The 14,923-nt window shown below is 34.7% G+C and carries 16 protein-coding genes and 1 pseudogene; 11 read left to right on the forward strand and 6 right to left on the reverse strand.

The window, feature by feature from the left end; genetic code table 11:
* Nucleotides 1-253 precede the first annotated feature (253 nt).
* Nucleotides 254-595 carry a metal-sensitive transcriptional regulator gene (locus AC3ISE_RS22375; RefSeq protein ID WP_489224516.1) on the forward strand — a complete coding sequence of 114 codons (342 nt, stop codon included), beginning with the start codon at nt 254-256 and terminating at the stop codon, nt 593-595.
* A gap of 15 nt (nt 596-610) precedes the next feature.
* Complete coding sequence (gene copZ / locus AC3ISE_RS22380; RefSeq protein WP_191567663.1) at nt 611-817, forward strand: copper chaperone CopZ; 207 nt, start codon at nt 611-613, stop codon at nt 815-817.
* Nucleotides 818-874: 57 nt separating this feature from the next.
* Here the strand turns inward: copZ and AC3ISE_RS22385 are convergent.
* Together AC3ISE_RS22385 and AC3ISE_RS22390 are read right to left on the reverse strand one after the other, a co-directional pair.
* A pseudogene (locus AC3ISE_RS22385) lies at nt 875-1,123 on the reverse strand (IS3 family transposase); the annotation flags it as partial.
* The gene (locus tag AC3ISE_RS22390) at nt 1,083-1,373 is read right to left on the reverse strand and encodes a transposase (RefSeq protein ID WP_489224517.1); all 291 of its coding nucleotides are present in this window, start codon (nt 1,371-1,373) and stop codon (nt 1,083-1,085) included. The gene AC3ISE_RS22390 and the pseudogene AC3ISE_RS22385, both read right to left, overlap by 41 nt.
* Nucleotides 1,374-1,610: 237 nt before the next feature.
* On the opposite strand from AC3ISE_RS22390, the gene lgt reads away from it, so the two are divergent.
* Nucleotides 1,611-2,423: a prolipoprotein diacylglyceryl transferase gene (gene lgt / locus AC3ISE_RS22395; protein WP_489224518.1), complete on the forward strand. Its 813-nt coding sequence runs from the start codon at nt 1,611-1,613 to the stop codon at nt 2,421-2,423.
* Nucleotides 2,420-3,376 carry a F510_1955 family glycosylhydrolase gene (locus tag AC3ISE_RS22400; RefSeq protein ID WP_489224519.1) on the forward strand — a complete coding sequence of 319 codons (957 nt, stop codon included), beginning with the start codon at nt 2,420-2,422 and terminating at the stop codon, nt 3,374-3,376. The genes lgt and AC3ISE_RS22400 overlap by 4 nt, the downstream gene beginning before the upstream one ends.
* A 502-nt stretch (nt 3,377-3,878) precedes the next feature.
* On the opposite strand, the gene AC3ISE_RS22405 is transcribed toward AC3ISE_RS22400, so the two are convergent.
* The 3 genes from AC3ISE_RS22405 to lhaT form a co-directional block, all read right to left on the reverse strand.
* The gene (locus AC3ISE_RS22405; RefSeq protein ID WP_489224548.1) at nt 3,879-4,013 is read right to left on the reverse strand and encodes a hypothetical protein; all 135 of its coding nucleotides are present in this window, start codon (nt 4,011-4,013) and stop codon (nt 3,879-3,881) included.
* A complete protein-coding gene (locus AC3ISE_RS22410; RefSeq protein ID WP_489224520.1) occupies nt 4,006-4,170 on the reverse strand; it encodes a hypothetical protein in 165 nt (54 codons plus the stop codon). Before AC3ISE_RS22410 ends, AC3ISE_RS22405 begins: the two co-directional genes overlap by 8 nt.
* Nucleotides 4,171-4,300: 130 nt before the next feature.
* On the reverse strand, nt 4,301-4,894 hold the full coding sequence (gene lhaT, locus AC3ISE_RS22415) for a lipoprotein heptaprenylglyceryl N-acetyltransferase LhaT (RefSeq protein ID WP_191567659.1): 594 nt from the start codon (nt 4,892-4,894) through the stop codon (nt 4,301-4,303).
* 799 nt (nt 4,895-5,693) lie between these two features.
* On the opposite strand from lhaT, the gene AC3ISE_RS22420 reads away from it, so the two are divergent.
* The 7 genes from AC3ISE_RS22420 to prsW all read left to right on the forward strand — a co-directional run bounded on the left by AC3ISE_RS22420 (nt 5,694) and on the right by prsW (nt 11,763).
* The gene (locus AC3ISE_RS22420; protein ID WP_489224521.1) at nt 5,694-7,079 is read left to right on the forward strand and encodes a murein hydrolase activator EnvC family protein; all 1,386 of its coding nucleotides are present in this window, start codon (nt 5,694-5,696) and stop codon (nt 7,077-7,079) included.
* Nucleotides 7,080-8,046: 967 nt separating this feature from the next.
* Nucleotides 8,047-8,739: a DsbA family protein gene (locus AC3ISE_RS22425; protein ID WP_489224522.1), complete on the forward strand. Its 693-nt coding sequence runs from the start codon at nt 8,047-8,049 to the stop codon at nt 8,737-8,739.
* 4 nt (nt 8,740-8,743) lie between these two features.
* A complete protein-coding gene (locus tag AC3ISE_RS22430; protein WP_489224523.1) occupies nt 8,744-9,163 on the forward strand; it encodes a disulfide oxidoreductase in 420 nt (139 codons plus the stop codon).
* A gap of 60 nt (nt 9,164-9,223) precedes the next feature.
* Nucleotides 9,224-9,532, forward strand: a complete 309-nt coding sequence (locus AC3ISE_RS22435; RefSeq protein WP_489224524.1) for a FixH family protein — start codon at nt 9,224-9,226, stop codon at nt 9,530-9,532.
* Between the two features lie 255 nt (nt 9,533-9,787).
* Nucleotides 9,788-10,315 carry a thiol-disulfide oxidoreductase ResA gene (gene resA / locus AC3ISE_RS22440; protein WP_489224525.1) on the forward strand — a complete coding sequence of 176 codons (528 nt, stop codon included), beginning with the start codon at nt 9,788-9,790 and terminating at the stop codon, nt 10,313-10,315.
* An 18-nt stretch (nt 10,316-10,333) separates the two neighbouring features.
* On the forward strand, nt 10,334-11,038 hold the full coding sequence (locus tag AC3ISE_RS22445) for a cytochrome c biogenesis CcdA family protein (RefSeq protein WP_489224526.1): 705 nt from the start codon (nt 10,334-10,336) through the stop codon (nt 11,036-11,038).
* An 83-nt stretch (nt 11,039-11,121) separates the two neighbouring features.
* Nucleotides 11,122-11,763 carry a glutamic-type intramembrane protease PrsW gene (gene prsW, locus AC3ISE_RS22450; protein WP_489224527.1) on the forward strand — a complete coding sequence of 214 codons (642 nt, stop codon included), beginning with the start codon at nt 11,122-11,124 and terminating at the stop codon, nt 11,761-11,763.
* Between the two features lie 189 nt (nt 11,764-11,952).
* Here the strand turns inward: prsW and AC3ISE_RS22455 are convergent, their stop codons facing one another.
* Nucleotides 11,953-14,910: a Tn3 family transposase gene (locus AC3ISE_RS22455; RefSeq protein ID WP_489224528.1), complete on the reverse strand. Its 2,958-nt coding sequence runs from the start codon at nt 14,908-14,910 to the stop codon at nt 11,953-11,955.
* Between the last annotated feature and the right edge of the window lie 13 nt (nt 14,911-14,923).

A 14,923-nucleotide genomic window follows, 5' to 3' on the forward strand; every position in this document is an offset into this window, starting at 1 on the left:
AAATGCCTAAATTGAAAAGAATTTATTACATACATTGATAATACTCCTAGGCAAAATGAAAAAATTGTATTTGCCAAGAGCGATAACAAAATTATTTAAAAATCTAGGGGAAAGTGGGAAATGATTTCTGAGAAAGGGAAGGGTAGTAAAGGCGAGTAATTACTAAAAGATAAAAAATGGGTAAGAAATCAAATGAAAATAACTTTACATAGGGTATAGGGGTATTGTATATTCTTTTTGAGGTGGGATGTCAATGGAAAAGGGCGCAGGGGAAATTGATCTTTCTTTTGAGGATGTCTGCTGTAATACTTCTTCCCGAAAAAGTCATCACTCAGATGCAGTAAAGAAAAACTTAGTAACCCGTTTAAATCGTGTTGAAGGGCAAATCAGGGGTATTAAAGGTCTTATAGAAAAAGATACTTATTGTGATGATGTTATTACACAAATAGCAGCGACTCAAGCAGCTCTTAACAGTGGTGCAAAAATTCTGCTTGAAGGCCATTTAAAGGGCTGTGTAGTTGATCGGATCAATGAGGGCGATATGGAAGTTCTTGATGAGTTTGTCGTAACGATACAAAAACTAATGAAAAAATAAAAGGAGAAGTGAAAAATGGAAAACGTAAAATTGAATGTAAGCGGAATGTCCTGCGGACACTGTGTAAAATCTGTAGAAGGCAGTGTAGGGAAACTTGAAGGTGTTAGTGAAGTAAAGGTACATTTAGAAGATGGAAAAGTGGATGTTGCTTTTAACCCGGAAAAAATTTCTTTAGATAAAATTAAAGAAACAATTGATGACCAAGGCTATGATGTTGAATAAATAAAAAATGAGAGTGCTTTTTTGAAGTGACCCCTAAAAGTTAGACACAAAATTTCGTTAAGCTACTTGATGGGCAAGAGTACGGTATTGTACCGGGCTCTTGCCTTTTAATTTTGTCTTAATTCGTTTGTGGTTATAGTAATGGATGTATTCCCTTAGTTCTTCTTTGAAATGTTCCACATTTTTGAAGTCTTGGTAATTAAAGAATTCTGATTTTAGAATGCCAAAGAAATTTTCAATGACCACATTGTCATAACAGTTCCCTTTACGAGACATGCTTTGAATGATGTCCTTTTTCTTCAAAGATCGCAGCTGTCTCACCGAGGGACGTCCCGTGTTCGTTCATATAGGTAAGTACCATTAATTTATCGTCCAAAGAATAGGTTGTATATCGTTTTTTAAACGCCTTTTCTCCGTTATATTGATACTGCTGGATCCACCTATGAAAAACCCCGTGAGCTACTCCTATGGATATTGCGATCGCTTTGTGCCCTTCTGTGCCATTAAGATATCGCTTAACGGCATTTACCTTTTCCTGCTCTGTAAATTTAACCATAAAAAAAATGCACCTCCAAATGTTAGATCGTGTCTAACATTTGGGGGGCAGTTCATTTAAGCACCCCTTTTTCATGAAAAATATACCCCGAATAATAGGTATGAAACTAACACATACCGACCCAGTAATGAACAAAATTTATTACTAACAAACCATCTTCATATTCTCCTCAGAAAATTCATATTTCAGTATTATCATAGAAGGAAAAAGATATTTAAATTTGAGAGGAGCTTAAATATGCCCGAGGCAGCAGCATTGGATCGAGTAGCTTTCCAATTGGGTTCCATCACCGTATACTGGTATGGAATCATTATAATGGCAGGTGTAGTACTGGGAATTGTGTTAGCAAATAAAGAAGGGGCGCGTCAAGGCTTGCCTAAAGATACATTTACGGATCTCATATTTATAGCGATACCAATGGCCTTGATTTTTGCAAGACTATACTACGTTCTGTTCGAATGGGATTATTATTTTAAAAATCCTGCAAAAATTGTAGCGATCTGGCAAGGGGGTATCGCAATACATGGTGCATTGATTGGAGGTACTATAGCTGCAATCTGGTATGCAAAAAGAAAAAAGATTCCATTTCTTAAGTTAGCAGATATCGCTGCACCTAGCTTAATACTAGGTCAGGCAATCGGAAGATGGGGAAACTTTATGAACCAAGAAGCTCATGGAGGTGTTGTTGCTAGAACATTTTTAGAAAACTTATATTTACCGGAGTTTATTATCAATCAAATGTATATTGATGGTCTATATTATCATCCTACCTTTCTTTATGAATCTCTTTGGAATCTATTGATCTTTACTCTTCTAATATTTCTAAGAAAAAAGAAATTAATACAAGGGGAGATCTTCTTTAGTTATTTAATTTTTTATTCGATTGGAAGATTTTTCATAGAAGGGATGAGAACCGATAGTTTAATGTTATTTGATATTATACGAATGGCACAAGTAGTCTCGCTCGTTTTAATAATTATCGGGATATTCATGATTATATATCGTAGAAAGCGTCAAAATAATTTTTCCAAAAGCGAGGAAATAATGTGAGAAAAAGAACAAAAAAAGAAACAACTTCAAAAAATAATCGGTTATTTATTTTAATAGGAATATTAAGTGTCTTCCTAGTAAGTGCTGGCATTCTTATGTTTTCAAATCTAAACAAAAAAGAAAGTGTGCAGTTTGAACATATTCATGGTTTAGGATATTCGAGTAACGGAGAAAGTTTAGTCGTGCCAGCACATGATGGACTAAGAATATATCAAAAGAATAATTGGGAAAAGTCAGAGAATGAAGCTAATGACTATATGGGCTTTTCAATGACCAAAAGCGGATTTTACAGTAGTGGCCATCCTGCACCTAATAGTAAGTTGAGAAATCCTTTTGGTATTATTAAAAGTGATAATTCTGGTTCAAAAGTAGAACCTCTAGCGTTATATGGAGAAGTTGATTTTCATGGAATGGCAGCAGGATATTTTTCAGATGCAATTTATGTGATTAATGCTTCACCTAATTCACTCATGAAAAGTCCTGGTCTCTATTATTCAGTTGATGAGGCACAAAACTGGAATCAAAGCAAAGTTGAAAATCTAAGCGGACAAGCATCAACAATTTCTGTTCACCCTACTGACAGCAAAATGGTCGTCATGGGAACAGATGAAGGAGCCTATATATCAAAAGATAGTGGTAATCGTTTTGAAAATGTAATAAAGGGCGAGCCAGTTTCATCTACAGCATTTACTTTTAATGATAAACTTCTAGTTGGTTCGATTGAGAAGAATAAAGCCAAGATTTCCGTAGTTGATTTAAACTCAAATGTGAAAGAAGAGTTGCCTTTGCCTAAATTAAACAAAGATGAATTTATTACTTTTATTGCGAGTAACCCTGAAAAGGTAAATGAAATTTCAGTTTCAACCTCAAATAACAACATTTTTTTAACTCGGAATCTTGGTGAGAAGTGGGAAACTATTGTTCAGAAAGGAAAGGGAATCCAAAGTAAATAATCTAAATGATTCACTAAAACAAGTCACTTAATTATTGAGTGAAGGACTCTTCATTTTCGAATGAAGAGTTCGCTTTTTTTGTGATTGAAAATGAAGAAATGAATGAGGAGTCATTTTAATAATTGACAATACTTGATTTATTTTAGTCTTTAAAACAAAGGTTCTCTTCATTGTTTTCTTGTTACACTCACTTTTTAGAATAAATGAGTTCACATACGAGAGCTGTAGGAATCTGGTGTTGGGATGTAACGATTAACAGGTACTAATCCATATTAAACTTACTATTATCTTTTTAATAATTTTGTTTGAAATTGTTCCCAAACAGTCTATCCCACTATTGCTTAGTGTTCAGCAATATCCGAGATCATAAATATACATACGAAATAGACAATTTGTTGTCCTTTCCGAATAACGGTTGATGGGTATCTAAACTTTAATTTCCTACTTTAATAAGAGTATGGAGGAATAGAACCATATCTTTAAGCTTTTCTTATGGTAACTATTAAAATGAACCTCCTTTTGCTGTAATAAACTTGAAAAAACCAAGCCCAGACAGCTTTATGACTAACTTAACCTTTACCTTTATATTTTTTTGTATATATATATAGACATTATCTACATTATACTCGTTAGCGATCCAAGTCCTTTGGCTTTCCTGTTATAGTATGCAGTTCCTGTGAACCAACTGTGCAACAACCTTTTACTTGAATTGTTTTTACAGTTATAGGTTTTCCTTTTGATTCAATCCATTTTTTTGCTTTACCATCTAATTTAATATTTGTACCTATCATCATTCCTTCTATTTTATATGGAGAAGTTCTAAATCACCCAATATTAGAACGCTAAAGTATATATTCCTCTAACCTAATATCAACCGATTTGGTTCCTAACTTAACGTTTTATTATGAAAGAAAGTCCATTTTATTAAAATACGTTTAATTTAATAGATTTTTTACTGTTGACTAAATAGTAAGCGATTAAAATCGAAGCCACGCTTAACCAAAATGTGAAATAACCTATTTGGGGCAAATAATCCATCAGGACACTATACCGCGGCATCATTCCAAACACATAATCAATCATTTCATTATGTACGGTCCACAACGCAGCAACGATTAAATGCCATGCTTTAAAGCGGTAATAAGGAGCATATAAAAGTCCTTGAATAGCCATACCGAGATGAGACAAGATTAACATGTAGCCGACGGGATCAAGAACTCCTGTTTCCTTTAAAACAAGCAAATTCATGACCACTGCCCACATCCCATATTTAAAAAGACACACGATCGCCAAGGCTTCAAACAGAGGTAAGTTCTTTTTAAATAAAAATCCTATCAATACAATTGTAAAAAACAAACTAGCAGTTGGGCTATCAGGAACAAAAGCTAAAAATTTGGCAGGTGTGTCATATAATTGATATCGATACCAATAGTAACCATAGATTGTTCCAAGTAAGTTTACAGTGAAGATTAAGAACAAAAAGGGTTTTCTTGCTATTAAGTACAAAAACCAATTCATATTAGATCAACTTCTTTCTTCATAATTAGATCCTCTATTTTTACCTTTTATATAGTTTTTTATTTTAAAGGCACATTCGAATATTGTTTATTTGATACCAAGAACATTGCCTTCGGGAGTTGTAAAAAAGAGAACTATAAAGAGAGCTATGATAACTGCTCCAATAATAATGAAAAAAGTATCTTTACTTTTTAATTTCTTCAATATCAAATTCCCCTTTCCTCTCAATACATAAATATCATACCTTTAAAATGTGAATAAACAATGAATATACTTCAAGTTTATAACATCTTAAAAAGATATAAATAGATTGGAGTTCTTTTGAGTTTTTGGTTGCTTTTACTTTTCTAAATTCACCGACAATCTAAGATAATGGTTTAACTTGTATTTCATGAAAGAATGCAACCTTCTATAGTTCATGAAATCGATCAATAACCTCTATCAGGAAGAAGATGGTCTGTTTATACAATTAGCGACATTGAAATAATTTTGTAATATTATTATGTCATTTTTTGCCGAAATATGGTGATATAATGACTTCTAGCATAAGAAGACTCTAAAAACACCTTCATTACAATACAAATAGTCAGACCGGTATAAGCTATTGTAGTAGGTTACTATTGAATAGCTAGCTGTTTATTCCTAATTGTTAAAATATATTAATTTTTTATTACTATAAGCGGTAATAAGGTGATTTGATAGCTTTATTACTAAGATCTCTAAAATCAAAGACTAGCAATCTTAATGAATCGTTAGTTCCTTGATATTAGTTTTAGATACATAAGGGAGGAACGAAAGCGTGAGAAAGAAGATACTATTGCTTGGATTATCTGCATTAATAGGGACAAGCACCATCATTATTCCCTTTAATAATGAAGCTGTTTATGCAAATTCCGACTTAGAGAAGAAAAAAGAAGATCTCCAAACTAAACGTTCTGGGGTAGATTCAAGTATTCAGGACAAGCAAGGTGAAATTTCAGATTTAGAGAAACAAAAACAACGTCTTAACGACGAAATTAAACAATTTGATATGAAGATGAAGGATATCACTGAGAAAATTGGACAACGTCAAGGTGAGATTGATGAAACTCAGCAAGAAATAGAAAAATTAAAAATACAAATTGAAGAAGTGAAACAGCGTATTGAAAAACGTAAGCTTCTTTTAAAAGACCGTGTACGCTCCCTGCAGGAAAGCGGAGGAATGATTAGCTATTTAGATGTGCTATTAGGTGCTCAAGACTTCGGTGATTTAATCACTCGTGTTAGTGCCGTAACTACAATTGTCGAAGCTGATAAAGGGATAATTAGAGCCCATGAAGATGACATTAAATTTCTAGAGCAAAGTGAAGCAGAGCTAAATAGTCAGCTTGAAGAATTAGAAGCTGCATTGACTGAACTTGAATCATTAAAAAAACAATTTAATTCACAAATCATAGAAAAAAATAAATTAATGGAGCAAGTGAAGGTAGATCGAAAAGCGGCAGAAGCCGATCTATATGAATTAGAAGATGAAGCAGTCTTCCTTAAAGAACAGGAAGCAGCCATTCAAAAGGAATTGGAGCGTAAAAAGCAAAGAGAAGAACAAATAAAACGTGAAGAGGCTGAGGCAACAGCTAGAAAAGCAGAAAAGGCAGAAGATGCTAGAGCAGATGCAGCAGAGAATAAATCATCTGAGTCAGGAAGTACTCCTTCAGTTTTGGAATCATCAAAACCTCATGCAAAAGAATCAGCTTCAGAACCAGTTGCAAAAGAATCACAACCGGCTCCTGTTGCAAAAGAATCATCACCAGCTGAAACAGGTGGTAGCTTCATGTGGCCAACAAAAGGGTCATTCACATCTGGTTACGGTCCTCGTTGGGGAAAATTACACGCCGGAATTGATATAGCGAATGCATCTCCTGACGTACCAATTGTTGCAGCAGCAGAAGGTACAGTTATTCGTTCTTACTATTCAAGCAGTTATGGTAATGCGGTTTTCATCTCTCACAACATTGATGGAAAAGTATATACAACCGTATACGCTCATATGGATTCGCGCTTAGTAAGCAGCGGACAATCAGTAAGCAAGGGACAACAAATTGGCTTTATGGGTAACACTGGACAGTCAACAGGTAAACATCTACACTTTGAAATTCATCAAGGTGCTTGGAAAAACCCTGTAAACCCTATGGAATACTTGCAATAGGAAAAAATTTACTCTTAAAACAAAATTGTTTTAGGAGTTTTTTTTGCTCTTACTTAAAGATTAGAAGCATAAAGTAAAAGAGTATTCGAGCTTTGTTACTATTCTCTTCTATTCCTCAAAATCTATTTAAACGTACAGTTTTTATGATCATACAACTAATTCAATTATTCACTTTTCTCATAAACAAGGGAAATGAAAAAAGTGAATAATTGTGAAAATGTTGAATCTTCAATAATTCTACACAATTGAATTATATAATATAGGTAACCCGATGTTTTATTTTTATTCCCCCTTAATGTCTCCATTTTTTGGAGACTTTTTTATATTAATGTGTTTTCTGCACAAACATCGACCTTATAGTTGTGTATAAACTTCTTTACATTTACTGTTATTCATTATTTCTTCATATTTATAAGATATAATAAATCATTGTGAGGGAAGGGGAGTTTTGCATTGAAAAAATAAGAGTTAAAGAAACATGCTTCATAATCATTGGGGCATTTATTATCGCATTCTTTATTATTCTTTTTTTTACGACTCCAGAGGGAAATGTTGTTGCTATTAAATAAACGTTAGTATAAATAATTTGAACAATTTGTGGCATATTTTTGTAAAAGGATACAAAAGGGAAATTCTAAATATATAATAATTGTAAGCTTTCCCCTTTTTAATAGAAAATGAAAAGAAACCCTTATAGGATTAACTTATCCTAGAGGGTTTCTTACTTATAAGCTTTACTAACCGTTTAGCTCATTATTTTAACTGTGTGCAACTTGGGCTCTGGTAAAATTAATAACAAATGCCTAGCTTGTGCATAAAACACCGAAGGTAAGCAACCTTACTAATATATCTTTAATCTATAAAGCAGTATGTGTCAATATCATGACTATTATCAATAATGCTATGATTTTTTTTTTGAAAAAAGTAAAATTTAATAGGTAATAAAATATAGAAATGAGTGATATCTTTGAAAAAGCAAAACAAGACAAACAAAAAAACAAATACAAAATCTCTTGTATTAATTACAGCTGGAATAACTTTATTAGTAGCCATTTTTGTTTTATTTATAAATAACAAAAGTGAGAATCAAGAACTAGCAAATCATCCAAATATCGATAATCAGCCAACGATGGGAAATAAGGATGCAAGCGTTTCATTGGTTGAGTTTGGTGATTATAAATGTCCTTCATGCAAAGCTTGGAATGAAATAATCTATCCAAAATTAAAAGCAGACTTTATTGATACCGGAAAACTGAAATTCACTTATATAAATGTCCTCTTTCATGGAGAAGAATCAGCATTGGGTGCAGCTGCTGGTGAAGCCGTTTATAAACAAGATTCAGAAGCTTATTGGAAATTTCACAAACAACTGTTTGAAGAACAGCCTAAAGAGCTGCATGATAATTTATGGATAACACCCGAAAAAGTCGCAGAAGTGTCAAAAGAATATGTACCCGAAATTAACCAAGATAAATTCAAGAGCGATATTAGCAGCGAAGAAGTAACACAAGAAGTTGAAAAGGATGCTAGTTTAGTAAAAGAGTTTAAGGTCGAACAAACACCTTCAATTATTATTAATGGCACCATGTTGGAAGACCCTTTTAATTATGAAGAAATCTCAAGAATCATTAATGATCAGCTAGAAGCTGAAGAAGAGTGATGTTATGAATATAATTCGCAAATATGCTTTATATCTTGCATGGATAGTCAGTTTAACAGCGACATTAGGAAGTTTGTATTTCAGTGAAGTTCGTGAATTTGTTCCCTGTGAACTTTGCTGGTTTCAAAGAATAATGATGTATCCACTTACTCTTTTCTTAGGAATAGCAACATTTTCAAATGACTATGGAATTAAAAAATATATACTGCCTGTCTCTATATTCGGCAGTTTGATCTCACTGTTTCATTACTTAGAGCAAAAGGTACCTGGCTTTGCCAGTATTAAACCTTGTACTGACGGGGTTCCGTGCAACGTCCAATATATAAACTGGTTTGGATTTGTAACGATTCCTTTCTTAGCCCTCACAGCATTTATCTTAATTACACTGCTCATGTTAGTTGTAAAGCCTTCTCCTCAAAAATGAATTAGTTGCAGTTTCTATTAATTTAATTTCTAAGGGCGACTAAAAGGAGGAAGCGAGTATTTGAAGAAATTAGTTATTTTATTTATTACATCTGTTTTCATCTTATCTGCATGCAATGCCTCTTCAGGCAATGATGAGACAGAACTAAATGTCATAGAAGTGAACTTATCTGGTTCGAGTTATAAACCGAGTCGAGAAGAGTCCATCATTCAGGCTTTGGTAACACAGGGTGAAGAGAAAGTAACGGTTGCAAAGGTAAACTTTGAAATCTGGAAAGATGGAGATAAGGAACATGTGATGGTAGAAGGGGATAATATAGGAAAAGGACTCTATACTATGAATAAAATCTTTCACCGAAGGTTCGTATAATGTAATAGTCCATACATACGCCAAAGACATGCATATCATGCCCAAGATTCAATTTCAAATTAATTAAAACAAACAGAGAAGAAATGAGAAGAACTTTATCGTCTTCTCCTTTTTTATAAGGTTTAAAAACTATAAATATCTTAACTCGTTTTTATTTATTACATTAATCTATCCCCAGAGTAAATTCTTTCATTTATTGAAAATCTGGAATGATAGGTGGATATCTATTTAAGACAGAATAGGAGTATTAAAAAGATGAAAAATAAAGGAACTAGAACGTTTATACGCATTAGCTTATTGCTGATGCTAGCAACTGCAATTGGCTTCACTTTGTATCAGAATTTCTTTACTGATAAAACAAGGGTACAGGCAGGCGATCAAGCACCTGATTTTGTCCTTGAAGATATGAGTGGAAATAAAGTGCAGCTGTCTGAATTAAAAGGAAAAGGCGTCTTCCTGAATTTCTGGGGAACATGGTGTAAACCTTGCATAAAAGAAATGCCATTTATGGAAAGACAATATAATTATTTTAAAAATTACGGAGTTGAGACGTTGGCAGTCAACATAGCGGAAAGCGACGTTGCAATAGAGTCATTCGTGAAAAGGCACGGCCTTACTTTCACGATCCTTAAAGATAAAAATCGAGACGTGACAGACGCTTATGATATTACTCCAATTCCCACGACTTTTCTAATAGATAAGAATGGAAAGGTTGTCAAGGTCATTACAGGCAGCATGACAGAGAGAGATATCGCCAATAACATGGAGTTAATCAAACCATAAAAGGTCAGGTGCAAATTCTTGGAACAACTAAACTTATTCCTTGCTTTTGGAGCAGGGTTTTTATCATTTCTTTCACCATGTTCACTTCCTTTATATCCAGCCTTTCTCTCGTATATTACGGGTGTATCTGTCAATGACTTAAAAGGGCAGGGAATATTAAAAAGCAGTGCTTTCATACATACGATCCTTTTTCTATTAGGATTTTCTATCATTTTCTTAGCATTAGGGTTATCAACTTCGTTTATTGGAACCTTTTTTAGTGACTACAAGGATCTATTAAGACAAGTGGGCGCTATTTTAATGGTGTTTTTTGGTTTGGTCTTAATAGGTGCACTAAAATTTGATTTTTTACTTTCAGATAAGAAAATTCAATTTCAAAAAAGACCATCAGGTTATGTAGGATCCATTTTAATCGGAATGGGTTTTGCAGCTGGCTGGACCCCTTGCACAGGTCCTATTCTTGCAGGCGTTATTGCTCTGGGTGTTTCAGATCCGGGAAAAGGTCTGCTTTATATGATGGTATATAGTTTGGGATTCTCTGTTCCTTTTCTCATAATGACGTTTTTCATTGATAAGATGAATATTTTGAAAAAAAACAGCAATCTCCTTATGAAAATAGGCGGATATTTCATGATTGGCATTGGGCTGCTCCTGTATTTTAATTGGATGGTAAAAATTATCGCGTGGCTATCTCCTCTATTTGGCGGCTTTACTGGGTTCTAAAGGATGATTTAGGGCCTTATTCAGACATTTGTTATTTTTTCAATATATAATATAGAAGAAACAGAGGATCGGACGGTCTATGTATGCTGGAAATCATTTCTGCAGGAATCGCCCCTAGTTTGGCATTGTTATGTTATTTTTATCTAAAAGATGAATATGAATCAGAGCCTATTTCATTGGTTCTAAAGACTTTTTTTTCTGGCGCTTTTTTAGTACTTCCTATTATGTTTATACAATATGCCTTTGCAGAAGAGGGTCTGTTGACTTCGCCTTTTGAAAAGGCATTTTTATCTGCAGGATTACTGGAAGAATTTTTTAAATGGTTTATTTTGTTTTTCATGATTTACAAACATGCAGAATTTGATGAGCATTACGATGGGATTGTATATGGAGTTGCTGTGTCCCTTGGATTTGCGGCTCTTGAAAATATTTTCTATTTATTAGCAAACGGTCTTCATATAGTGCTTGGCAGGGCCATTCTCCCTGTCTCGAGTAGTGCATTATTCGGGGTTATCATGGGATATTACTTGGGGAAGGGAAAATTCTCGAATAATACCGACAAAGCCAAATGGATAGTATATTCTCTATTTATTCCGATCCTCTTACATGGCATGTATGATTATATTTTGTTAATTGGTGACAGGTGGATTTATTTGCTTGTGCCATTTATGATTTTTTTATGGTGGCTTGGTCTCAGAAAAGTAAAAAAGGCAAAAAAACTTTAGGGAGGATTACTCTAAATTATTTCCTGACTATCAGTTGAGAAGAATGAAGCCACTGATAGTCAGGATTTTTCCTATGTATATCATTCTTAAAGGGGTACCGCCAACATTTTGACATAAAACCCACGTTAAGACATTTTTTACCATATAAAAAACCGATATCCTTTACTCTAAGGGTACCGGCTTAGGAGTTTATCGATCTAATGGTCTTAAAGAGTTGAGTCCTGTCATTTTTTTTATGTCAAAAGTATACTCTCCTAAGAAATTAATGTGTTCCCATCCTAATGGTGAAATATGTTTTATCATTTGCTCTCGTAGTATCCCTTTTTCACTTAGAACTTTTGTTGCTTCTGTGAGATAAACTGTATTCCATACAGTGATAGCATTAATGATGATATTTAATGCACTTGCACGTTGAAGCTGGTCTTGTAACGCTCTTTCCCTGAGTTCACCTCGTTTTCCAAAAAATAAGGCTCGTGCTAAGGCATTCATAGCCTCCCCTTTGTTTAACCCTCGTTGAATTCGACGACGTATTGCTTCATTTGAAATATAGTCTAATATGAAGATTGTTTTTTCAATCCTACCCATTTCACGGAGTGCTGTAGCCAAACGATTTTGCCTTGAATAGGACCCCAACTTTCCCATAATAAGTGAACCAGAAACTTTCCCTTCCCGAATGGAGTGGGCTAGACGTAAAACATCATCATAGTTTTCTAGAATAACCTTTGTATTAATACGCCCCCGTAGTAATTTTTCTATTGTTGGAAACTCACCAGCTTTATCTATTACATATAGTCGAGTATCAGACAGATCTCGAAGGCGAGGTGCAAAACGAAAACCAAGTAGATGGCTCAGTCCAAAAACTTGATCCGTATAACCAGCCGTGTCTGTATAATGTTCTTCAATATTCAATTCAGATTCATGATGCAGCAACCCATCTATCACATGAACTGCGTCACGAGCGTTGGTATTAATGACTTTTGTGTAGTAAGAAGAAAACTGATCACTTGTAAAGCGATAAATCGTAGCTCCTTTACCAGAACCATAATGAGGATTTGATTCTGCATGTAGAGAAGACACGCCAACTTGTACTCTCATACCATCTGAAGAGGAAGTACTTCCATCTCCCCAATATGAAGATAAAGCAAGCTGATGATGGAAATTCACAAGTGTTGCCTGAGCTTTATTCATCGCATCATCATAAAGACGCCACTGAGAAGCATGAGCCATTTGGTGATAGGTAATTCCGGGTGTAGCATCTGCCATCTTTGTTAAGCCAATATTTGTCCCCATCGCCATTAGCGTGGCCAATAAGATCGACTTTTCCTCTCCTTTGGGAGGACGGCTTGAAGAAGCATGAATAAATTGTTCATCAAAACCTGTCCAACTTGCAACCTCCATTAGCAGATCCGTTAGTTTTATCCGTGGCAACATGCTGTATAGGGATGAACTAAACGTCTTGGCTTCTTCTGGAGTATCCTTTTCGAGACGGTCAATGCGAAATTTTCCCTTATCTATACTGACACCCTCTAGTTCATCAACGTTATCGGACATGGCTTGCAGCCGTTTTCGTAGAGAATCCATTCTTTCGGTCAAATATTCTTCAGCAGAACTGCCTACAGCAAGGCGATTATGATGTAATCCAGTTTCTAACCATTCTTCTTTTGGAATTAGATACTCTTCAAAATCTTTATGTTGTTTACTGCCTCGAACAGATACATCTCCAGATCGAATATGATTTCGTAATTCAGTTAATGCTGCCATTTCATAATAATGTCGATTGATGCTTCCATCCTCGTCATATACGTGTTTCTGCCACCGGTTAGAGACAAACCCAAGAGGAGCTCCTTCTGGAACTTTTCGTTTACCTGAATCATTCATATTTTTAATAATATCTAGTGCTTCTATCAATGGTTTTGCTGATTGGGTCGATTGAAATTCTAGTGATTTAAGTAAGGTAGGCGTATATTTTCGAAGATAAAAAAATCGTCTTTCTAAAAGATCTAAATAATCATAGTCGATAGGACGTGATAATTGTTTGGCCTCTTCCACCGATGCAATCATTTTCTCCCAGGACATGACGGTTTCCAATGTAGTAAACGGATCCAATCCTTCATTTCTTGCCTTTATTAGTGCAGCACCGATGTCAGCAAACTGTATGATTTTTTCATTAATTGTTTTACCGTTTTGTCTCTGCATTTCTTCTTGGGCCTTACGGCCCTTTGACTGCAAGATCATAATTTGGCGATCGTGGATTTCAATGGCTTGATCAATTAAGTCTTGACTGAGATTTAAGAGATAAGCCACAAGAATGGCATATTTTTTAGACTCATTAAATCTTCGGAAGGAATGAGGTTCATATCGCGCACCTAAACGCGACAATTGAAGAAGCCTGTTCGGGTGTATGTCATTACAATCAATAGATAACTCAAGTTTTTTCACATACTCTAATCGTTCAATGACTTTTAAGAAGGCATCAGGTGAAGATTGTCCTGGGATTTCTTTTAACCAAGCAAGAGGTGTTTTTCCACTATCCAGAGTAGGCTCCGTCATTAGGATCAAACTTTCCTTTTGCAAAGAGGATAGAGACCGCGATAATATCTTATATATTTTTTGTTCAGCTCGATGACGTGTTTGCCAAACCAGACGTTCAATAGTCGACATAGCTGGAAGAATAATTTTTCGCTTCTTCATTTCTTCGATAGCCGTCCTAATCAAATACATTGAGTTCTCATTTTCCATTGCATGACTTAGTAAAGAAGAAGAGATGTTACGGTATTCTCTTGTTGAGAAGTTCTTATAACCATACTCTTTCCGAATTTCAACCATATGTTCATGCTTAGTTTGTTCCCGTTCGGCATATGATTGAAATTCCAAGGGATCAACCTTAATTTGATTGGCAATAAACCATAAAACTGACTTAGGTATTTCTTTAACATCCGATAATGTCCATCCCGGAAAGCGAAACAAACATAACTGAACGGCAAATCCAAGTCGATTATAGTCTCGTCTTCGACGTTTAATCACTTCTAAATCATGTGGTGATAAAGTGTAGGAGGTAGCTATTTCCCACTCACTAATATCAGCTGGAATTGTCATGAAATCTATGCGTTGTTCAGGTGTAAGTAGTTCTCTTGCTCTCAAATACAAGATAGTGCCTCCT

The organism is Metabacillus sp. KH_069 (assembly GCF_057838075.1).